Below are 21,861 nucleotides of genomic sequence, written 5' to 3' on the forward strand. Positions count from 1 at the left end.
ACGTAGGTAGTTTTTAGACGTGCCCATCTGGTCACATTTGGAGATAACGCATACCGTAACGCATAGCTGAATCAATTCGAGGTGTGCGATGGCGTTTGAAACATGGCTGGCATTTTTTGCCGCGTGCTGGGTAATCAGTCTGTCACCGGGTGCCGGGGCGATCGCCTCGATGTCCTGCGGCCTGCAATACGGCTTCTGGCGTGGCTACTGGAACGCTCTGGGCCTGCAACTGGCACTGGTGGCGCAGATCGGCATCGTTGCGGCGGGGCTCGGTGCGGTACTGGCGACCTCGGACCTGGCGTTCTCGGTGATCAAATGGTTCGGTGTGTTGTACCTGATCTACCTGGGCGTCAAGCAATGGCGTGCGCAGCCTACTGAGCTGAGCGAAGACCCGGCCATGCGCCCGATCGGCAAGCCGCTGAGCCTGGTGCTGCGTGGCTTTCTGGTGAACATGAGCAACCCCAAGTCGCTGGTGTTCATGCTGGCGATCCTGCCGCAGTTCATCGACCCGAGCGCGCCGTTACTGGCGCAATACGTGATTATCACCCTGACCATGGTGGCGGTGGACCTGACCGTGATGGCCGGCTACACCGGGCTGGCCTCTCGCGTCTTGCGCGCGCTCAAGACCCCACGTCAGCAAAAGCGCCTGAACCGCACCTTTGCCAGCCTGTTCGTCGGTGCTGCGGGCTTTCTTGCGACTCTGCATCGCGGCACCGCCTGACACCCGCTGGCTTGCCCGCCGTAGGAGCTGCTTCAGCCGCGAACGGGATTCGCTGCTGAAGCAGCTCCTACGGGGTAATACCGATCAGTCAAGAGAGTTGGCTCATCAGTTGCCGTTGCCGTTGCCGTTGCTTTTGATCTTTGAGCCGAGATGGTACAGACGACGCCGAACGCGACTTGGGTGCAGGCCGAGGGTAGGCGTCGATTCGGGGGAGAAACTGGCAGGGAAGCCAGTTTCAGGTGCGCTGGGCAGGGATGCCCATCGCGCCGGCCCCCGAATCGGCGCCGGACGGAGGGAAGTCTGCCCGCAGGGCGGACCCAAACCAGGAGCAAGCGGTTTTCCCCGGTTTTGCCAAGACAAAATCGGGTCGCCCAGCAGGGCGAAACCTGCGGCTCAGACAACTCGATTAGGGATTTTCCATCACTCGAAAGAGCGTCGCGAGCAGGCCGTACCGATCAGTCAAGTCGGCACGGCTCGCAAGCCAAGACTCAACGCAGGATGCGCGGGGCCTCGTCGCGGGGCAGGTTGTTGTGCTGCACGGGTTGTTCAACCCATTCCACCTCGCCACGCAGTTGCTCGCGCAACTGGCGGCTGACATCCACGCCGATCGACTTGGACACTTCACGCACCACCCGGCCGCGGTTGAGCGAGACCTTGATGTCACGGCTGTTGACCAGCTTGGTGTCCTGGCCTTCGCCCATCGCCGTGAACGCCGAGGTGATCTCGAAGGTACGGGTGTTGATCAGGCTGAAGTCGGCTACCAGGGTGATGCCCATGACCGCCGAATAGCTATCGGTATGGGCCAGCTCGTTGATGTCTTCGCGGAAGTCGATATCCGACACCGTACCGAACAACACGTAGTCAGCACCCTTGAAGCTGCCATTCTTGATCCGGCGGATCACGTCGTAGACATCCTCCTTGGAGCTGGAGGTGTAGGGCGTGCCCTGAACCAGCTGGAACATGCCGGACTTGAGAATCTCGCCCTTGATGTCGCCGCTGAACTTGCGCAGCTCGCCCTGCTCGATGTAGCTGTTGCGCGACTCATAGGAGTCGTAGCTGGCCGAGCCCTGATAGCCTGCGCTGTAGGCATTGGCATGGGCGCTTTCGCTGGCGCGGGCCGAGACAATACGGATGTACTGCTCGACACGCTGCTGGAACGCCATGTCTGCTACGGCCACCTTGGGGGCGGCCTGCACGCCGAAGGCGCACAGCAGGCCGATGATGCCGATCCATGCACGCATTGCTTAGCGCTCCGTGGTCTTGCGGATTTCTTTCTCGTCCATCCACTCGGCCAGACCGCTTTCAACGTCGATCAGTTGCAGGCTGAATTTGTAGTAGACGTCCTTGTAGTCGCTGCTGCGCTTGACGATCGAGCTGATAGCGCCTTCCAGGCGGTATTTGGCAGCGATCATGTTGCCGGTCTTGGCGACGGTGGAGTTCTTGTACAGACCGCTCTGGTTTTGCAGCTTGAGCTGGTCGACCTGGCTTTGCATCTGGGTATTGTCGCTGGCGAAACGGGCGGTGCCGCTCTTCATCAGCTGGGTCTTGATCGAGGTGGTGATTTCGCGGGTATCGATGTACTCGCTGGTCTTGTTCTTCACGTCGTAGACCTGAACCACTGGACGGCCTTGCAGGATGCCGGACTGGGCCAGCGAGCGGGTCATGCTCTCGGCGATCATCTGCAGGTCGGTGGAGCCGAACTCGTTGGTCACGGTTTCCACGGCCTTGGTGTCGCCGTAGCTGATGTTCTTGCTGCCCAGGGTCGGCGAGTTGTTGGCGCAACCGGTGGCCAGTACAGCGACGGCAGCGATGGAGCAAAGACGGATAAAGGACATACAGGGGTTCTCTTTAACTTGGCAAAAAGGAAAACGGATCAACGCTGCACTCAGGGCGTATTGACTTCAATCCGGAAGTCGGTGGCCTTGGGGACCGGCGCGATACCTGACAGCACGGTGCTCTGCGAGCCATACAGGGGCAGGGTTTTCCAGGTTTCTTCATCGGCCACCGGGAAACCGTCGTTGCCCAGCCAGGCGAAGCGGTAGTACAGGGTCTTGTTACGGCTGCTGGTGTTGCTCAGCTGGGCCTTGACGGTCAGGAAACCGTTCTCGCGGGCGACCCGAATGGCGCCGACTTCGATGTTCTTGAAATCGCCCATCTGCACGATCTTGCTGGCTGCGCTGCCGGGAGCCGGTGGCGGCGGGGTGGCACAGCCGGCGAGCAGGGCCAGGGCCAGGGCGCCGAGAATCTTGATACGCATTACAGAATCTCCGTCAAAGGGTCATTTGGCAGTTGCAGAAGTGGCAATCGCTTGGGGCACACCGGTCGGAATGACCTGGGCCATCTGGCCGTCGGCGAACACCTGGTTGCCCAGCGCGCGTACGGACACGACCTGGTAGGGCTTATCAACCTTGAATTGCACCTGCGAGCTACCCAGGGTGTTGGGCAGGCTTACCAAGTGCTGACCCTGTGGCAGGCGAATGCGGGCAACCAGGGTGCGGTCAGGCAAGGTGCGCCAGGTGCGGGTGTCAGCACCTTCGGTGACCGCCGAAGCGATCCCGACGGCCAGGCCGGCCAGCGGGTTGACGTCGTTGAGCTGCTTCTGCGCCACGCCTCGGGTAATGGCGCGCACGGTGGTGCGCAGGATGATGCCGGGCATGTCATCGCGCAGTGCACGACGCGACATGTCAGTGGTGCTGTTGAGCAGGGTCAGGTTGACGGCTTTACCGTCCAGGGTCACCTGATTGAACGAGGCGGTGCTGGTGTCGGCGCGGATCACCGGGAACGACAGCGGGGTGATGACCAGGTTACCGCTGATTGGCAGTGGCAATGGAATGCGCACCGAGTCACGGGCCGGCGCAAAGCCGCTCTGGATCACCAGCAGCACTTCGCTTTCGCCGCTTTTGCTGGCGTCGCCATCGAGTTTTTTGAGTGCGTCTTCAAGCAGCGGCGTATTGGGACGCAGCTCTACCGCCTTGCGATAACCCGGCGCGGCCAGACCCTTCTCGCCCAGCGCTTCATACACGAAGCCAGACAGATAGTGACTGAAAGCACTCTGATAGCTGTTTTTCAGGCCGACCACTTCGGGCGCATCCAGCGAGGCCACCGGGTAGCCTTGCAGGTCTTTGAACTGGGTCTTGACGCCTTTCTCCTGAGCTTCCTGCTCGCTCTTGAGGTATTCCTTGTCACGCAGATCGGCAATGACCGCTTCGCGTTCATGGGTCTTTTTGATTTCGGTCCGGGCGCCGTCGAAGTCGTTGCGCGCCAGCAGGTTCAAGGCCATCTGGGTGGTCAGCATGACTTTTTCGTAGTCGTAGCCTTCGTAGCGACGCACCTTGTCGTTGACCAGGAAGCTGCCGAACTGGGCCAGGTACTTGTCGGTATCGAGCTTGACCGACTCTTCCCAGGTGTAAATGACTTTGTCGGCCGAGCGCCAGGCGGCCTGGCTGCCGTCCAGGTCACCGCTGGCACGCAGCAGTTCGCCCTTCTCGAAGTAGTAGAGGAGGTCCTTGTCGGCACTGGTATTGTTTTTTTCCAGCGTGGCCAACGCCCCGACAATGTTGCCGGAGGTCATGTGCTGGTTGGTTTCCTTGAGCTCGTTGTCGTAGCTGCGAAAGGCGGAGCAGCCGGCCAGTTGTACGGCAGCGACCAGCGTGAGCGCGGTCAAGGCACGAGAAGACATGTGCGTTCCATTCCCTGAAGTCTGTTCGGGTCTCAGGGATAACCCGCTATGCCAGTCCAATGGCCAGGCGCTGCGGGCTGCCTGAATGAGTCCATCCGGTGGGAAAAGTATGTCCCGGTATGTGCGGAGGGCGCGAAATTATAAGGCCGAAGGCGGCGATGACAACGGATATTTGCCGTTGTTCCAGCACACATGCGCAATGGGTCACGCAAATTGCCAACTTGCGCGCCTCTTTGTCGCGCCAATCGGCTGTGGAAGGGTGATGCTGCAGCGATAGGTCAGGCAGGTGTTACTTTCTAAAATAAAATGTAATTTTTTGTCACAAATTTCCGCTTTGAGTATTGAGCCTGTGATGGTGTGAGGGAACAATGCACGGCTTTGTGGTCTGTTGAGAATCGTTTCATGCCTTCCCTTGCCCGTGTTTTGAGCTGGCTGCTCATGCCTGTACTGCTGCTGTGCAGCTCTGTGCTGTTGGCCGAGCCTGTCGAAGGTGCCGTCCAGGCGCTGCACTTGCTCGACTACATTGCTGCCGACTACCCGGCGACGGTGGCCGACGGCAAGGTCATTGATGATGGCGAGTACCGCGAGCAGGTCGAATTCCTCGGTGCGTTACAGGGCCTGGTGGTCGGTTTGCCACAGCGGGCCGGGCGCGACAGCCTGGAGCACGGTGTTGAGCAATTGTTGAGCGCGGTGCAGCGCCGCGATGAGGGCAGCGCCGTGGCCCGTCAGGCCCGCCAGTTGGGCGCCAGCCTGGCCGCCGCGTACGAGGTCAGCCAGGCGCCGTTGATTACCCCGGACCCGGCCCGTGGCGCACCGCTGTATGCGCAGGTCTGCTCGGTGTGCCATGGCGCCAGCGGCGCCGGCGACGGGCCGGCAGGTATCGGCCTGGAGCCGCCACCGGCCAATCTGCGCGATGCCGCACGCCTCGATCGGTTAAGCCTGTACGGCATCTACAACACCCTCGGGCTTGGCGTGGCGGGCACCGACATGCCGGCCTTCGGTGAACTGCTTGATGAGCGTCAGCGTTGGGACCTGGCGGTTTATATCGCAGGCTTTACCGCCCAGCCTGGGGCCAGCTCGGACAAGACCTGGCAGCTGGCCGATCTGGCGCGCCTGACTCCGGCAGAAGTCGAGGCTGCTGAGGGGCCGCAAGCGGCCGCCGCCTTCCGGGCCCAGCGCGCCAAGCCGCCACAGGCCCAGCGGGGGCCCGCGCAGTTGCTCGACTACACCCGCAGCACCCTGGACAAGAGCCTGGCCGCCTATGCGGCAGGTGACCGCGACCAGGCCTATGACCTGTCGGTTGCCGCCTATCTGGAAGGTTTCGAACTGGTCGAAAGCTCGTTGGACAACGTCGACACCGCGCTGCGCAAGGACACCGAAAAGTCGTTGATGGCGTATCGTCAAGCGGTGCAGGACAACCTGCCTCAGGAACAGGTGGCTCAGCGTCTGGACCTGGCCAAGGTCAAGCTCAAGGCGTCTGCCGAGGCGTTGGGCGGTGATGGCCTGAGCGTGTCCCTGAGCTACATCTCCGGCCTGCTGATTCTGTTGCGTGAAGGGCTGGAAGCGATTCTGGTGCTGGCGGCGATCCTGGCGTTCTTGCGCAACACGGGTCAGGAATCGGCGGTGCGCAGCGTCAATGTTGGTTGGGGCCTGGCATTGCTGGCGGGGCTGGCGACCTGGGCGCTGGCGGCTTATGTGATTGATGTCAGCGGTGCCCAGCGTGAACTGCTCGAAGGCGCCACGGCATTGTTTGCCAGTGTCATGGTGCTGTGGCTCGGGGTCTGGATGCATGATCGTCGCCACGCCGCTGCCTGGCAGGATTATGTGAAGAGCAGCCTGGTCAGTGGTGGCGGCCGTTTCGGCTTTGCTGTGCTGGCATTCTTCTCGGTGTATCGCGAGTTGTTCGAGGTCATCCTGTTCTACGAGACCCTGTGGCTGCAGGCCGGTCCCGCCGGGCATAACGCCGTCCTGGCGGGGGCGGGAACCGCGCTGGTGCTGTTGCTGGGGCTGGCCTGGATCATCCTGCGCGGCTCGGCGAAACTGCCGCTGGCGCTGTTCTTCTCAATCAATGCTGCATTGCTGTGCGCACTGTCGGTGGTGTTCGCCGGACATGGTGTCAAAGCGCTGCAGGAAGCCGGCATCTTCGGCACCCATCCGGTGAGCTTCTTCGAGTTCGACTGGCTGGGTGTGCATGCCGATGCCTGGTCGCTGAGCGCTCAGGCAGTGGCGTTGCTGGCGATTGCCTTGCTGTACGGGCGTAGCCGTTTGCAGGAGCGCCGCGCCGCAGGCTGATCGCGGCTATCGGGCCGCATCGTCCTCATGGGTCAGCTCAATGACCCGGTCAACCAGCTTGTTGATCCCCGCAGCGGCCTCGCTGATGCTGCGGGCGAGCATGTAGGCCGGGGTGCTGACCAGTTTGCGCTCGGCGTCTTCGACGATGTCCTCGACATGGCTGTCCTGGTGCACGCCGCCCATCTGGATGATCGCTGCGGCGGTGTCCGGGTCGTTGCCGATGGTGCTGATGACGCCCGGGCCGTAGATTTTCGCGGCCAGTGCGGGGGTGATGCAGATCAGCCCGACCGGCTTGCCTGCCTCGACAAAGGCCTTGAGCAGTGCCAGCACGTCTTCCTGCACTTGGCAGGCGGCCCCTTCGCTGGCCAGGTTCGAGAGGTTCTTGGCCGAGCCGAAGCCGCCAGGCACGATGATCGCGTCAAAGTCTTCGGCACGGGCTTCGCGGACGTCCTGGACGGCGCCGCGGGCGATGCGTGCCGACTCCACCAGTACGTTGCGCGACTCTGCGCTGACTTCACCGGTGAGGTGGTTGATGACATGCAGTTGCGCGATATCCGGTGCGAAGCATTGTACCTGCACGCCGCGTTGATCCAGGCGCAGCAGGGTCAGGACGCTTTCATGGATCTCAGCGCCATCGTAGACGCCGCAGCCAGACAGGATAACGGCTACTTTTTTGTGCATGTCGAACACTCTCCATCATGAACCCGGTCGGGCGCCGGGTATGCCTGTGCCTGCCGCGCTGAAAATCAGCGGGCATGCAAAAGATCGGATCGTAGCAGGAGCGGGATGTTCAATGCAGTCCGGGCACTGGGTGCCCGGACCGGGTGCGGGGTCAGTCGGCTTTCTTGTCGGCCGGATCCAGAGGCGCTTCGCTGGCGGAGACGGCAGCGAGTTTCTCTTCCCGGGCCAGGCGGGCGCTCTTGAAGCGGCGGCGCGCCCAGAGTGCCAGACCGATCACCAGCAGACCGCCGAGGACCCACAGCTCGTACTTCTTGATATTGCCCAGCAGGCCTTCCATGACCGAGCCGAAGTGGTAGGACGCCGAGGCCAGGGCCACGGCCCAGACTGCTGCCCCGATGCCGTTGAGGATCAGGTAGCGCGCCGGCGGATAGCCGGACAGGCCGATGGCCACCGGCATCACGGTGCGCAGGCCGTAGACGAAGCGGAAGCTCAGCACCCAGAGGTCGGGGTGCTTGCGCACCAGGCGCAACGCCCGGTCGCCCATCGCCTGCCAGCGCGGTTTGCGGGCCAGCAGCTTGCGGCCGTGCCGGCGCCCCATGAAGTACCAGAGCTGGTCGCCTGCATAGCTGCCGCAAAACGCGACCAGCATGACCATGTTAAGGTCCATGTATCCACGGAACGCCAGGAATCCGGCAAGCACCAGAATGGTCTCGCCTTCAAAGAAGGTGCCGATGAACAGGGCCAGATAGCCGAAGTCGTTTAGAAAATTCTGGAGCATTGTCTGGATGCTGGCGAAATGAGGACCGCAGCCTAACTCGCGCAGGAGAAACTGGAAAGCACCCATGTGCGTCGCAGCGTTAAAGAATGTTACAACCACAGCGCTGAAAATCGCGCCAGAGGCTCTGCTGCGGCCTCGGGTCGCAGACTGCACTTAAATTGTCACACTTTGGTCATAATGGCGGCTTATAACTGTCGCGCTTGCCCGCGTATGCGGGCTCAGGAGTATTGCCGTGAGTTTTACCCCCGCAAACCGCCTGTTCCCCCTCACTCGCCTGCGTCGTAACCGGCGCGACGATTTTTCCCGACGGCTGGTACGTGAAAACGTCCTGACCGTCGACGACCTGATTCTTCCGGTGTTTGTCCTCGACGGTGAAAACCGTCGTGAGTCAGTGGCTTCGATGCCGGGTGTCGAGCGGTTGTCGATTGACCTGCTGCTCAAGCAAGCCGAACACTGGGTGGAGCTGGGTATTCCTGCGCTGGCTCTGTTTCCGGTTACCCCGGCCGAGAAAAAGTCCCTCGACGCTGCCGAGGCGTGGAACCCCGACGGTATCGCCCAGCGCGCCACCCGCGCCCTGCGTGACCGGTTTCCGGAGTTGGGCGTCATCACCGATGTGGCACTGGATCCTTTCACCACCCATGGTCAGGACGGCATCCTCGATGACGAGGGCTATGTGCAGAACGACATTACCGTTGATGCACTGGTGAAACAGGCGCTGTCGCATGCCGCTGCCGGCGCTCAGGTGGTTGCCCCGTCCGACATGATGGATGGCCGGATCCAGGCAATCCGTGAAGCGCTGGAGCTGGCCGGGCATGTCAATGTGCGGATCATGGCTTACTCGGCCAAGTACGCCAGTGCCTATTATGGTCCGTTCCGCGATGCGGTCGGTTCGGCATCCAATCTGGGCAAGGCCAATAAGGCCTCTTACCAGATGGACCCGGCCAACAGCCATGAGGCGCTGCATGAAGTGGCTGCCGATCTGGCGGAAGGTGCCGACATGGTGATGGTCAAACCGGGCATGCCGTATCTGGACATCCTTTACCGGGTCAAGGACGAGTTCAAGGTTCCGACTTTTGTTTATCAGGTCAGCGGCGAATACGCGATGCACATGGCTGCGATCCAGAATGGCTGGCTGAGCGAGGGCGTGATTCTCGAATCGCTCACCGCGTTTAAACGTGCCGGTGCCGACGGTATCCTGACTTACTTTGCCGTGCGTGCCGCTCAACTTTTAAAAGGGCAATAGCCTCCCTCACAGGAACGTTCATGAATACCGAAGGACTCACCCAAGCCACCGTAGAAGTCAGTGTTCAGGAGGCTACACCTGTGGTTGAGCCTGCCATTGAGCTTGAGCAGGTCGTCGAGACCCCTGTTACCGCGGCCCCTGCAGTTGTCGTTACCAACCTGGACGACAGCAGCCTGTACATCCACCGTGAACTGGCCCAATTGCAGTTCAACATCCGGGTGCTGGAGCAGGCGCTGGATGAGTCCTATCCGCTGCTGGAGCGGCTGAAGTTCCTGCTGATTTTTTCCAGCAACCTGGATGAGTTCTTCGAGATTCGCGTGGCGGGCCTCAAGAAACAGATCAATTTTGCCCGTGAGCTGGCTGGCGCCGATGGTTTGCAGCCGCACCAGGCGCTGGCGCGTATCAGCGAGCAGGTCCACGAGCAGGTGGATCGCCAGTACGCGATCCTCAACGACATCCTGTTGCCGGAGCTTGAAAAGCATCAGGTGCGCTTCATTCGTCGTCGTTACTGGACGGTCAAGCTCAAGACCTGGGTGCGCCGCTATTTCCGTGATGAAATCGCACCGATCATCACCCCGATCGGCCTGGACCCTACCCACCCGTTCCCGCTGCTGGTCAACAAGAGTCTGAACTTCATCGTCGAGCTTGAAGGCGTCGACGCCTTCGGTCGCGATTCGGGTCTGGCGATTATCCCGGCACCGCGTTTGCTGCCACGGGTCATCAAGGTGCCTGAAGACGTCGGTGGGCCTGGCGACAACTTCGTGTTCCTGTCGTCGATGATCCATGCGCACGCCGATGACCTGTTCCAGGGTATGAAGGTCAAGGGCTGCTATCAGTTCCGGTTGACCCGTAACGCCGACCTGGCGCTGGACTCCGAGGACGTCGAAGACCTGGCCCGTGCCCTGCGCGGCGAGCTGTTCTCGCGTCGTTACGGTGACGCGGTACGCCTGGAGGTGGCCGATACCTGCCCGAAACACCTGTCAGACTACCTGCTCAAGCAGTTCAGCCTGAACGAGTCGGAGCTGTATCAGGTCAACGGCCCGGTCAACCTGACGCGCCTGTTCAGCATTACCGGTCTGGACAGTCATCCAGAGCTGCAATACCCGCCGTTCACCCCGGCGATTCCCAAATTGCTGCAGAACAGCGAAAACCTGTTCAGCGTGATCCGCAAGCAGGACATCCTGCTGTTGCACCCGTTCGAGTCCTTCACGCCGGTTGTCGACCTGCTGCGCCAGGCCGCCAAAGACCCGCATGTGCTGGCTGTGCGCCAGACCCTGTACCGCAGTGGTGCCAACTCCGAGATCGTCGATGCGCTGGTGGATGCGGCGCGCAACGGCAAGGAAGTCACGGCGGTCATTGAGCTGCGGGCACGTTTTGACGAAGAGTCGAACCTGCAACTGGCCAGCCGCCTGCAAGCGGCAGGTGCGGTAGTGATCTATGGTGTAGTCGGCTTCAAGACCCACTCCAAGATGATGCTGATCCTGCGCCGCGAGAACGGCGACATCGTGCGTTACGCGCACATGGGCACCGGTAACTATCATGCCGGCAACGCGCGGCTGTACACCGACTACAGCATGCTGACGTCCGATGATGCGCTGTGCGAAGACGTGTCCAAGCTATTCAGCCAGTTGATCGGCATGGGCAAGATCCTGCGCATGAAGAAGCTGCTGCATGCGCCGTTCACCCTCAAGAAGGGCATCCTGGACATGATTGCCCGGGAAACCCAGTTTGCCGCGGAAGGCAAGCCGGCGCATATCATTGCCAAGTTCAACTCGCTGACCGACCCGAAAGTCATCCGCGCGTTGTACAAGGCCAGCCAGGCCGGGGTGAAGATCGATCTGGTGGTGCGCGGCATGTGCTGCCTGCGACCGGGCATTGCGGGGGTGTCGCACAATATTCAGGTACGCTCGATCATCGGTCGCTTCCTGGAGCACACCCGGGTCTATTACTTCCTCAATGGCGGTGATGAGCAGATGTTCCTGTCCAGTGCCGACTGGATGGAGCGTAACCTCGACAAGCGCGTCGAGACCTGCTTCCCGGTGGACAGCAAGAAGTTGATCCTGCGGGTCAAGAAAGAGCTGGAGCTGTATCTGACCGATAACACCCATAGCTGGATTCTGCAGTCCGACGGCCGTTACATCCGTACCAGCCCGACCGGCAACCAGAATGCCCGCAGTGCCCAGGCGACCCTGCTGGAGCGCCTGAGCAAGCCGATCATCAGCGTGAGCTGAAGACGATCCCGACCCGGGTCAGCCACTCCGCTTCCAGCGCGAAGTCGGCCTGGGTCAGCTGGTTGTTTTCCAGCCAGCCATCCGGGAACTGCGCGTCGAGATTCGGACCGTCGGCGCGCAGCACCACCTGCGGCATTTCCTGAGTGCCACGGATGTGGTGGAACAGGATGGCGAAGCGCAGCAGCACGCACAGGCGAATCAGCTTGATGCCTTCATCACCGAATTCAGCGAACTTGTCCTTGGGGATGTTGCGGCGATGGCCGCGTACCAGCAGGGCCAGCTTCTGTTGGTCTTCATGGGAGAAACCTGCCAGGTCGGAGTGCTCGATCAGGTAGGCGCCATGCTTATGGTAATGATAGTGGGCGATATCCAGCCCCACTTCATGCACCTTGGCGCCCCAGCTCAGCAGCTCGGCGTAGCTTTCGTCTTCCAGGTCCCAGGCTGCGGCGACCTGTTCAAGCGCCATCAGTGCCTTGCGCTCGACCCGCGCAGCCTGCTCCATGTCGACGTGATAGCGCTCCATCAGGGAATTGAGGGTGCGTTCGCGGACGTCTTCGTGATGATGGCGGCCCAGCAGGTCGTAGAGTACGCCTTCACGCAGCGCGCCTTCGCAGTGATCCATGCGCTGCAGTTCCAGGGCATCGAAGATCGCCTCAAGAATGGACAGCCCGGCGGGGAAGATCGCCAGACGATCGGGCTTGATGCCTTCGAAGTCGATTTTTTCGATATCGCCCAGTTTGAACAGGCGGCGCTTGAGCCAGGCCAGACCTTCAGCGTTGACCTCGCCGGAACCATGCCCATTGGCCTTCAGTACCGCGCCGATGGCGCGAATGGTGCCTGAGGAGCCGATGGCCTCGTCCCATTTCAGGCGGTGCAGGCCCTGCTCGATGCTCATCAACTCCAGACGAGCTGCGGTGTAGGCCTGGGCATAGCGCGCCGGGGTGATCTTGCCATCGCGGAAATAACGCTGGGTGAAGCTGACGCAGCCCATCTGCAGGCTCTCGCGCAGCAATGGCTCGAAGCGCTGGCCAATGATGAATTCGGTGCTGCCGCCGCCGATATCGGCTACCAAGCGCTTGCCGGGGGTGTCGGCCAGGGTGTGCGAGACGCCCAGATAAATGAGGCGCGCTTCTTCGCGGCCGGAAATCACTTCTACGGGGTGGCCGAGAATGGCTTCGGCGCGATGAATGAATTCATTGCGGTTGCGGGCTTCACGCAGGGCATTGGTGCCGACAATCCGGACCGCGCCCAGTGGCAGACCGTTGATCAGTTGCGCAAAGCGCTTGAGGCAGTCCAGGCCGCGCTGCATCGACTCTTCGGTCAGTTGCCGCTCTTCATTAATGCCGGCCGCCAGCTGTACCTTCTCGCCCAGCCGCTCAAGAATGCGGATATCGCCCTGATTGGTCTTGGCCACCACCATATGGAAGCTGTTTGAGCCCAGGTCGATGGCAGCGATCAGAGAAAGATTCTTGGCTTTGGTGTGAGGCATGGTCAGGAGATTCCGGTCAATGACCGCAACATCCTGCCACGAACCATGGCGCACGCCAACGCGAAGCTGTACGGTGCGGCGTCATGGCGTGCTGAAAAAGCCGGTCACCGGTCCAATTGTCAGGCCCGCAAAAGCCGCATGAATCGGTGTTCTCACAAAGCTGAGTGGCCGGATATCCGTTCAGTGCGCTTGCGCTCAGGTGCTGAGCTATAACCACAGTGATGCGCCATCATAGACAGAGTCAATGATCGATTACTTCCTGAATGCCAGCAGGCCCGCTATGATGAACGACGTTTTTAGCCTAGCAACCCGGAGAATTCCATGAGCGACCTGATCAAACACGTCACTGACGCCACCTTCGAAGAAGTAGTTCTTCAGGCTCAGGGCCCCGTGCTGGTTGATTACTGGGCAGAATGGTGCGGCCCTTGCAAGATGATCGCTCCGGTTCTGGACGACATCGCTTCGACCTATGAAGGCCGGCTGACCATCGCCAAGCTGAACATCGACGAAAACGCCGACACCCCTGGCAAGCACGGTGTACGTGGTATCCCGACCCTGATGCTGTTCAAGAACGGCAACGTTGAAGCCACTAAAGTTGGCGCCCTGTCGAAGTCGCAACTGGCGGCTTTCCTCGACGCCCACCTGTAAGGCCGGGCTGTTCAAGACCCCGCTAAATGCGGGGTTTTTTTCAGGACGCGCACTAGACGCCTGAAAATCCAGATGTTACATTCGGCCCCGCAACGGTTTCTCCGTTGCCCCCTGCAAGCCGTCGCCGACGCTCTCCTTTCGATTCAGTACGCGATCCTTTCGCCATCTCTGCGGCGCGGTCTCATTAAGCCAGAGGCTTAATTTCCCCTCATATACGATTACTTCATTCCCATATGAACCTGACTGAACTCAAGCAAAAGCCGATTACCGATCTGCTCGAAATGGCCGAACAGATGGGCATAGAAAATATGGCCCGTTCGCGCAAGCAGGATGTGATTTTCGCCCTGCTCAAGAAGCACGCAAAGAGCGGCGAAGAAATCTCCGGTGATGGTGTGCTGGAGATCCTCCAGGACGGCTTCGGTTTCCTGCGTTCCGCAGATGCTTCCTATCTGGCCGGCCCGGACGATATCTACGTCTCGCCAAGCCAGATTCGCCGCTTCAACCTGCGTACCGGCGACACTATTGTCGGCAAGATCCGCCCTCCAAAGGAAGGCGAGCGTTATTTCGCCCTGCTCAAGGTTGACTCGATCAACTTCGACCGCCCGGAAAACGCCAAGAACAAGATCCTGTTCGAGAACCTGACCCCCCTGTTCCCGAACAAGCGCCTGAAAATGGAAGCCGGTAACGGCTCCACCGAAGACCTGACCGGCCGGGTCATCGACCTGTGCGCACCCATCGGTAAAGGTCAGCGTGGCCTGATCGTCGCTCCGCCAAAAGCGGGCAAGACCATCATGCTGCAGAACATCGCGGCCAATATCACCCGCAACAACCCTGAATGCCACCTGATCGTGTTGTTGATCGACGAGCGTCCGGAAGAAGTGACCGAAATGCAGCGCACCGTGCGCGGCGAAGTCGTCGCTTCGACCTTCGACGAGCCGCCGACCCGTCACGTGCAGGTTGCCGAGATGGTGATCGAGAAGGCCAAGCGGCTGGTCGAGCACAAAAAGGATGTGGTCATCCTGCTCGACTCCATCACCCGTCTGGCGCGCGCCTACAACACCGTGATCCCGAGCTCCGGCAAGGTCCTGACCGGTGGTGTCGATGCTCACGCCCTGGAGAAGCCGAAGCGTTTCTTCGGTGCTGCGCGTAACATCGAAGAAGGCGGTTCGCTGACCATCATCGCGACTGCGTTGATCGAAACCGGTTCGAAGATGGACGAAGTCATCTACGAAGAGTTCAAGGGTACTGGCAACATGGAACTGCCCCTGGACCGTCGGATCGCCGAGAAGCGCGTCTTCCCGGCCATCAACATCAACCGTTCCGGCACCCGCCGTGAAGAGTTGCTGACCGCCGACGACGAACTGCAACGCATGTGGATTCTGCGCAAGCTGCTGCACCCGATGGACGAAATCGCCGCCATCGAGTTCTTGACCGACAAGCTCAAGACGACCAAGACCAACGATGAGTTCTTCCTGTCCATGAAACGCAAGTAACGGACAGTCTCATCGAAAATGGCGCCCTCGCGGCGCCATTTTTTTTGCCTGTACGCTGGCGCGTCTGCACAGAGCAGGTACGATGTGCACCTCTTTGTAAAAGTGGCCGGGTCAATGAAATTCAAGGATCTAAGGGACTTCGTGCAGCAGCTTGAGCAGCGCGGAGAGTTGAAACGCATCCAGATGCCCATTTCCCCTGTACTGGAAATGACCGAGATCTGTGATCGCACCCTGCGAGCCAAGGGCCCGGCCCTGCTCTTCGAAAAGCCCGCCGGGTTCGATATTCCGGTATTGGGCAACCTGTTCGGCACCCCGCAGCGGGTCGCCATGGGCATGGGCGCGTCGTCCACTGACGAGCTGCGCGAGATCGGCAAACTGCTGGCCTTCCTTAAAGAGCCCGAGCCGCCCAAGGGTCTCAAGGACGCCTGGTCCAAGCTGCCGATCTTCAAGAAAGTCATCGCCATGGCGCCCAAGGTGGTCAAGGATGCGCCTTGCCAGGAAGTGGTCATTGAAGGTGATGACGTGGATCTTGGCATGCTGCCGGTGCAGACCTGCTGGCCGGGCGATGTCGCGCCGCTGATCACCTGGGGCCTGACCGTCACTCGCGGGCCGAACAAAGAGCGCCAGAACCTGGGCATCTATCGCCAGCAGGTGATCGGCCGCAACAAGGTCATCATGCGCTGGCTCAGCCATCGCGGCGGCGCGCTGGACTTCAAGGAATGGTGCGCGAAGAACCCCGGCAAGCCGTTCCCGGTATCGGTGGCTCTGGGTGCAGACCCGGCCACCATTCTCGGCGCTGTCACGCCAGTACCGGACAGCCTGTCCGAGTACGCGTTCGCCGGTCTGCTGCGCGACAGTCGCACTGAGCTGATCAAGTGCCGGGGCAACGACCTGCAAGTGCCGGCCACTGCCGAAATCGTTCTGGAAGGGGTGATTCATCCCGGCGAGATGGCCGACGAAGGCCCGTATGGCGATCACACCGGTTACTACAACGAAGTCGACAGTTTCCCGGTGTTCACCGTCGAGCGCATTACCCATCGGCAAAAGCCGATCTACCACAGCACCTACACCGGCCGGCCACCGGATGAGCCGGCGATTCTCGGGGTGGCGCTCAATGAAGTATTCGTGCCGATCCTGCAAAAGCAGTTCCCGGAGATCACTGACTTCTATCTACCGCCTGAAGGCTGCTCTTACCGCATGGCGGTGGTGACCATGAAGAAGCAGTACCCCGGCCATGCCAAGCGCGTGATGCTGGGTGTCTGGTCGTTCCTGCGACAGTTCATGTACACCAAGTTCGTTATCGTGACCGACGACGATATCAATGCGCGGGACTGGAACGACGTCATCTGGGCCATCACCACGCGCATGGACCCCAAGCGCGACACGGTAATGATCGACAACACGCCGATCGATTACCTGGACTTCGCCTCGCCGGTGTCGGGCCTGGGCTCGAAGATGGGCCTGGATGCCACGCACAAATGGCCGGGTGAAACCAGTCGCGAGTGGGGCCGGGTTATCGTCAAGGATGAGGCGGTCACACGCCGTGTGGACGAGATCTGGAATCAGCTGGGAATAGATTGATGCGCGTAACCTTGCAGCCTTCGGGCGCCGTTCTCGATACCTTGCCCGGCGAGGCCATTCTGGCGGCGGCCCAGCGGCTGGGCTATGAGTGCCCGAACAGTTGCCGCAACGGTAACTGTCATGTCTGCGAAGCCCTGCTGGTCGAAGGCCGGGTCGCGCAGGCGGGCATGGAGCACGACCACGGCGAGATCTACACCTGTGTGGCCGAGCCGCTGGAAGACTGCATCGTGTTGTGGGACGGCGTGCTGGCCTTGGGCGAACTGCCGGTGCGCAAGCTGGCCTGCCAGGTCAGCGAGTGCGTGGCGGTCGGTGGCGATGTCTGGCGTATCGGCCTGCGCACGCCGGCGGGCAAACTGCCGCGCTATCACGCCGGGCAGTACCTAATGCTCGAACGTGACGGCGGCGGCAAGTCGGCGTTCTCGCTGGCCAGTGCACCGCACAGCGGCCGCGACCTGCAATTGCATGTGCTGGTCCGTGAGGCGGGCGCCCGGGCATTGCTTGAGCAATTGCAGCGTGACGGCATCGCCCGTGTCGAGCTGCCGTTGGGTGACACCCATCTGGCCGAGCTGCCCGATGGCCCGCTGGTGCTGATCGCCGCCGGTACCGGGATGGCGCAGATGCATAGTCTGATCGAGCATTGTCGGGCTAACGGCTTCAAGCATCCGGTGCATTTGTACTGGGGGGTACGCCGTCCGGAGGACTTCTACGGTATCGAGCATTGGGAGCAGTGGCAGAGCCTGCCCAACCTGCATCTGCACAAGGTGGTCAGCGACCTGTGTGGCTGGGACGGGCGCTGCGGGCTGCTGCACGAGGCTGTTCGCGAAGACATTGCCGACCTCTCAGGTGTTTATGTGTATGCCAGCGGCTCACCGGCAATGGTTTATGCAACCCTTGATGCGCTGGTCGAAGCGGGCATGGATGCACATCACATGCGCGCCGATGTGTTTGCCTACGCGCCACGCTGACGGCGCCAGGCTGTGGCGTGCGGCATATGACGAGTGCAGGGTCTGTTATTCCTAAAAGTTCTTGGTTTGCAGTGTATTTAGACCTGTTTTGCAGCTTCGTGCGGTTGGATTAAAAATTGCTTCGTGCCAGTATGAAGCGGTGGCCAGAATCGTTTCATCTCTGGCCGCCTTATTCGTTTGGTACTCGCTTTTGCACGATCGGCAGGCCTGGAGAAAGCGTTTCATCGCACTGCAAGGCCGGCCATGACTGGCGCTGACCCCGCCAGGGGGATACATGGGCAATCCAATCAACGATCTCGCCGCAGCCGTACACGACGGTCTGGGGCTGACTTACCCTCCTGTTATTGACCTCGGTCCGCAGTTGACCCACGAGCAACTGCTGGCCTCGATGCACGCCACGCTGCAACAGCACCAGGGCGGGCCGGTCTGGCTGTTCGCTTATGGCTCGCTGATCTGGCGTCCGGAATGCTCTACCGTGGAGCGTCAGCGCGCGCGGGTGCACGGTTATCACCGCGGGCTGTACCTGTGGTCCCACGAGCATCGTGGCACGCCGGCAGCTCCCGGGCTGGTATTTGGTCTGGATCGTGGTGGCTCGTGCACTGGCGTTGCCTATCGTTTACCTGAGCACTGCCTGGAAGAGTCGTTGCTGGCGCTGTGGAAGCGCGAGATGCCTTACCCCTCCTATCGTCCGCACTGGCTCAGTTGCCGACTGGAGGATGGTCGCAAGATCAAGGCGTTAGGGTTTGTGCTGGAGCGGCATTTGCCCAGCTACGCAGGCAATCTGCCCGACAGCGTCCTGAGCCAGGTGCTGGCCAGCGCCTGTGGGCGCTCAGGAACGACTCACGATTATGTGCAGCAGACCGTTCAGGCGCTGCGCAGCCACGCCATGCCAGATCTTAATCTGGAGGCGCGGCTCAAGCGCTGTGCTGCACGCGCCTGAATCAGGCTGATTCAGGCCTTGCTTTCGCGTGAGGTGCTGGCGACCTGTTTGTGCTTAAGGGTTGGCGCCAGGAACGCCATGGCCAGGATGCAGGCACCGATCAACAGCACGAAGCCGCCGTCCCAGCCGTAGTGGTCCACGGTGTAACCAATCGCGGCACTGGCTGCGACCGAACCGCCCAGATAGCCGAACAGCCCGGTAAAACCTGCCGCGGTACCGGCAGCTTTCTTTGGCGCCAGTTCAAGGGCTTGCAGACCGATCAGCATGACCGGGCCGTAGATCAGGAAGCCGATCGAGACCAGGGCGATCATGTCTACGGTCGGGTTACCCGGCGGGTTCAGCCAATAGACCAGGGTGGCGACGGTCACCAGCGCCATGAACACCATGCCGGTCAGGCCGCGATTGCCCTTGAAGATCTTGTCTGACATCCAGCCACACAGCAGGGTGCCCGGAATACCTGCCCATTCGTACAGGAAATAGGCCCACGAGGTCTTGTCGACGGTGAAGTGCTTGGCTTCTTTCAGGTAGGTCGGTGCCCAGTCCAGTACGCCATAGCGCAGCAGATAGACGAACACGTTGGCCAAGGCGATGTACCACAGCAGTTTGTTGCGCAGCACATACTTGACGAAGATTTCCTTGGTGCTGAATTCCTGTTCGTGGCTGGCGTCGTAGCCTTGCGGGTAGTCGTTCTTGTATTGCTCGATCGGCGGCAGACCTACCGATTGCGGGGTGTCGCGCATGGTTGCGAACGCGAACACTGCCACCAGCAGAGCCACCGCCGCCGGCACATAGAACGCCGCATGCCAGTCGTTGGTCCAGCCCAGGCCGAGCAGGAACAGCGGACCGATCAGGCCGCCCCCGACGTTGTGCGCCACGTTCCACAACGACACGACGCCGCCGCGTTCTTTCTGCGACCACCAGTGCACCATGGTCCGCCCGCTGGGCGGCCAGCCCATGCCCTGGGCCCAGCCGTTGATGAACAGCAGGATAAACATGATCGTCACGCTGGACGTCGCCCAAGGTGCGAAACCGAACACGAACATGACACCCGCCGAGACCAGCAGGCCGAACGGCAGGAAGTAGCGTGGGTTGGAGCGGTCGGACACCAGCCCCATGAGGAACTTGGAAAGGCCATAGGCAATGGCAATGGCCGACATCGCCACGCCCAGTTGGCCACGGGTGTAGCCTTCCTCGATCAGGTAGGGCATGGCCAGCGAGAAGTTCTTGCGCAGCAGGTAGTAACCGGCATAACCGATGAAAATGCCGGCGAAGACCTGCCAGCGCAGACGCCGATAGGTGCTGTCGATCTGTTCTTCAGGCAGCGGGGCCTTGTGGGGGGCAGGACGGAAAAACGCAAACATTGGGGGATGCTCCGGTTCTTGTTCTTTTGCGAAAATGAATCTTACATTTTCGTTACAGAAAAAAGCAGCATCCTGATACAAAGAAATCGCAAAAAACTAATGTTTTCCGTTCATTTGTGAACATTGCCGGCCAGGCCTGAGCCAAACCCAAGGGTTCACTAGGGTGGGCTATTGCAGAATTGTTCACTGGCATACCAGTTATTTCAGAGCGTTCCTACACAACCCTCGGAAGCCATGAACTTCTAGCCCCTGCCAGCTGCGCCTAGCATCGCCTGCATTGCGCTCAAGCGCTTGACTGGCGGGCACCCAAATGAAATGGCTGATGATGGTTGTATGTTTATTCGCGTGTACGGCCGAGGGTGCGCCAGGGCTGCTGGTGCCGGTACGGACCCCGGCGCCGGACTTTCCGCAGCCGATGGTCCAGGCGCGGCACGCTGGCAAGGTGCGCGCGCTGATGGTGGTCAACGCCCAGGGTACGGTGGTCGAGGTCCAGGTGATCGAAAGCAGCCACCCGGCGCTGGCGCAGGCTGCACAGCAGGCGTTGAGCCGCTGGCAGTTCAGGCCCTGGCTCGGTACCGTCGGCGCCCCGGCGCGGGTCGCCTTTACCTTGCCGGTGATCTTCGGCTCTCACGGTCTGGCCAGCTTCAATACCGAGATCAACATCGGCCTTGGCAATGTTCGCTGCGCCTACCTCAACTATGAGGTCCAGGCCCAGATACGGCAGTTTCCCAATGCGTCACTGACCCAGATAGACCTGTTCTGGTACACCGGTCAATTCTTGCACAGCAGCTATGCGGCCTCGCAACACAGCGAAGCCGAACGCCACGACATGCTCAAAAAGCTGGAAGCGGCCATTCCCCGGATCATCAGAAGCTGCCGGCGTAATCCTGAGCGTCGTTATGGCGATTACTTGCCCCTACCGATCACAAGGATGCTGGTCACGGCGGCTGAGCCGCAGGAGGGGTTGTAAATGCCCGGCAAGATGATTGTCTGCATTTTTGTGATGGTTGCCGGCCTGTTGGCGAATCAGGTCATGGCCGCCAATTCATGGCCCGTACCGTTGCATATGCCGGATTTCGAGCGTCCCCAATCGCTACGGGACGCGCCCTGGCCAGCGCAGATCTCCGTTCGCATCCTGGTGCGGCGCGATGGCTCGGTGCAGTTTGTCGAAGTGGTCGAAGGCACTGATCCGGAGTTCATCGCGATTGCCCGCAAGGCCGTCGAACAGTGGCGCTTCCAGTCCTGGACCCCGCCTGCCTCATCGCCAGAGGGCGAGGTGATAAGAGTCACTGTGAATTATGGGGAGACGGAAGGTCAGCGGCAGTCGCTTGCTCACAACGTCAAGCTCAAGAAGGTGCTTTGTCATCAGCTCAACGAACAAGTGCGTAAAAGAAACGCCTGGTGGCTGCCTCGCCGTTCGAGTGACCCCAGCGTTTTTGAACAGACTGAGCGCTACCTGTCTCACGATCCGGTGATCCGTACTTACCTCTCTGACGCACAGCGTCAGGACTTGGTCGTGGCGTTACTGGAGGCGCGTGCAAATATCATTGCCCGGTGTAAATCCAACCCGGCGAGTCGCTACGTCGACCAGTTACCGGAGAAGGTCCGGGAGGTAATGTAAGAGATTCTAGAATAAGGATGTGGGCGGCTGGTTTACCAAGCTGGCGCGAAAAGCCCCTTCCTTCAGGTGGGGGATGAAAGCGCCACCGCGAAGCGGTCATAGGGGTTAACATCCATAAAACCGCCCCATCCTGTGTTT

At 60.6% G+C, this 21,861-nt stretch carries 19 protein-coding genes; 11 read left to right on the top strand and 8 right to left on the bottom strand.

Going from position 1 to position 21,861, the window contains the following annotated elements:
* Positions 1–88: 88 nt before the first annotated feature.
* A complete protein-coding gene (locus NRB16_RS20810) occupies positions 89–721 on the top strand; it encodes a LysE family transporter (RefSeq protein WP_045484829.1) in 633 nt (210 codons plus the stop codon).
* A gap of 488 nt (positions 722–1,209) precedes the next feature.
* Here the strand turns inward: NRB16_RS20810 and NRB16_RS20815 are convergent, their stop codons facing one another.
* From NRB16_RS20815 to NRB16_RS20830, 4 genes are read right to left on the bottom strand one after another with little or no spacing between them, the layout of a single operon-like run.
* Positions 1,210–1,962, bottom strand: coding sequence for a hypothetical protein (locus NRB16_RS20815; protein WP_045484827.1), 753 nt, complete (start codon positions 1,960–1,962; stop codon positions 1,210–1,212).
* A gap of 3 nt (positions 1,963–1,965) precedes the next feature.
* Positions 1,966–2,556, bottom strand: coding sequence for a penicillin-binding protein activator LpoB (lpoB, locus tag NRB16_RS20820; protein ID WP_045484825.1), 591 nt, complete (start codon positions 2,554–2,556; stop codon positions 1,966–1,968).
* Between the two features lie 50 nt (positions 2,557–2,606).
* Entirely contained in the window at positions 2,607–2,978 is a 372-nt protein-coding gene (locus NRB16_RS20825; protein WP_045484823.1) for a YcfL family protein, read from the bottom strand.
* 21 nt (positions 2,979–2,999) lie between these two features.
* The gene (locus tag NRB16_RS20830; RefSeq protein ID WP_257106841.1) at positions 3,000–4,400 is read right to left on the bottom strand and encodes a COG3014 family protein; all 1,401 of its coding nucleotides are present in this window, start codon (positions 4,398–4,400) and stop codon (positions 3,000–3,002) included.
* Between the two features lie 402 nt (positions 4,401–4,802).
* On the opposite strand from NRB16_RS20830, the gene NRB16_RS20835 reads away from it, so the two are divergent.
* Positions 4,803–6,692 carry a cytochrome c/FTR1 family iron permease gene (locus NRB16_RS20835; protein WP_257106842.1) on the top strand — a complete coding sequence of 630 codons (1,890 nt, stop codon included), beginning with the start codon at positions 4,803–4,805 and terminating at the stop codon, positions 6,690–6,692.
* Positions 6,693–6,698: 6 nt separating this feature from the next.
* Here the strand turns inward: NRB16_RS20835 and elbB are convergent, their stop codons facing one another.
* Positions 6,699–7,373 carry an isoprenoid biosynthesis glyoxalase ElbB gene (gene elbB / locus NRB16_RS20840; RefSeq protein ID WP_045484817.1) on the bottom strand — a complete coding sequence of 225 codons (675 nt, stop codon included), beginning with the start codon at positions 7,371–7,373 and terminating at the stop codon, positions 6,699–6,701.
* 151 nt (positions 7,374–7,524) lie between these two features.
* Positions 7,525–8,151 (bottom strand): DedA family protein, encoded by a 627-nt coding sequence (locus tag NRB16_RS20845; protein ID WP_045484815.1) that lies wholly within the window; start codon positions 8,149–8,151, stop codon positions 7,525–7,527.
* Positions 8,152–8,383: 232 nt separating this feature from the next.
* Here NRB16_RS20845 and hemB point away from each other — a divergent pair, with 232 nt between their 5' ends.
* Together hemB and ppk1 are read left to right on the top strand one after the other, a co-directional pair.
* Entirely contained in the window at positions 8,384–9,394 is a 1,011-nt protein-coding gene (gene hemB, locus NRB16_RS20850; RefSeq protein ID WP_045484813.1) for a porphobilinogen synthase, read from the top strand.
* Positions 9,395–9,414: 20 nt separating this feature from the next.
* Entirely contained in the window at positions 9,415–11,625 is a 2,211-nt protein-coding gene (ppk1, locus tag NRB16_RS20855; protein WP_253139925.1) for a polyphosphate kinase 1, read from the top strand.
* Here the strand turns inward: ppk1 and ppx are convergent.
* The gene (gene ppx / locus NRB16_RS20860) at positions 11,612–13,114 is read right to left on the bottom strand and encodes an exopolyphosphatase (RefSeq protein ID WP_045484809.1); all 1,503 of its coding nucleotides are present in this window, start codon (positions 13,112–13,114) and stop codon (positions 11,612–11,614) included. The two genes, ppk1 and ppx, sit on opposite strands and share 14 nt — an antisense overlap.
* A 321-nt stretch (positions 13,115–13,435) precedes the next feature.
* Between ppx and trxA the strand changes: the two genes are divergently transcribed.
* From trxA to NRB16_RS20885, 5 genes are all read left to right on the top strand, one after another.
* A complete protein-coding gene (trxA, locus tag NRB16_RS20865) occupies positions 13,436–13,762 on the top strand; it encodes a thioredoxin TrxA (protein ID WP_045484807.1) in 327 nt (108 codons plus the stop codon).
* Between the two features lie 233 nt (positions 13,763–13,995).
* Positions 13,996–15,255, top strand: coding sequence for a transcription termination factor Rho (rho, locus tag NRB16_RS20870; protein WP_045484805.1), 1,260 nt, complete (start codon positions 13,996–13,998; stop codon positions 15,253–15,255).
* A 114-nt stretch (positions 15,256–15,369) separates the two neighbouring features.
* Positions 15,370–16,836, top strand: a complete 1,467-nt coding sequence (gene ubiD / locus NRB16_RS20875) for a 4-hydroxy-3-polyprenylbenzoate decarboxylase (protein ID WP_045484803.1) — start codon at positions 15,370–15,372, stop codon at positions 16,834–16,836.
* On the top strand, positions 16,836–17,801 hold the full coding sequence (locus NRB16_RS20880; RefSeq protein WP_045484800.1) for a CDP-6-deoxy-delta-3,4-glucoseen reductase: 966 nt from the start codon (positions 16,836–16,838) through the stop codon (positions 17,799–17,801). Before ubiD ends, NRB16_RS20880 begins: the two co-directional genes overlap by 1 nt.
* 274 nt (positions 17,802–18,075) lie before the next feature.
* Complete coding sequence (locus tag NRB16_RS20885; protein ID WP_045484797.1) at positions 18,076–18,741, top strand: gamma-glutamylcyclotransferase; 666 nt, start codon at positions 18,076–18,078, stop codon at positions 18,739–18,741.
* 11 nt (positions 18,742–18,752) lie between these two features.
* Here NRB16_RS20885 and glpT read toward each other — a convergent pair whose 3' ends face one another.
* On the bottom strand, positions 18,753–20,102 hold the full coding sequence (gene glpT / locus NRB16_RS20890) for a glycerol-3-phosphate transporter (protein ID WP_045484794.1): 1,350 nt from the start codon (positions 20,100–20,102) through the stop codon (positions 18,753–18,755).
* A gap of 322 nt (positions 20,103–20,424) precedes the next feature.
* On the opposite strand from glpT, the gene NRB16_RS20895 reads away from it, so the two are divergent.
* Entirely contained in the window at positions 20,425–21,072 is a 648-nt protein-coding gene (locus NRB16_RS20895) for a TonB family protein (protein ID WP_231906385.1), read from the top strand.
* Positions 21,073–21,723 carry an energy transducer TonB gene (locus NRB16_RS20900; RefSeq protein WP_257106843.1) on the top strand — a complete coding sequence of 217 codons (651 nt, stop codon included), beginning with the start codon at positions 21,073–21,075 and terminating at the stop codon, positions 21,721–21,723. It abuts the gene before it with no gap.
* The last annotated feature ends 138 nt before the right edge of the window (positions 21,724–21,861 follow it).

Origin of the sequence: Pseudomonas sp. LJDD11, assembly GCF_024584215.1 — a bacterium.
Taxonomy (GTDB): domain Bacteria; phylum Pseudomonadota; class Gammaproteobacteria; order Pseudomonadales; family Pseudomonadaceae; genus Aquipseudomonas.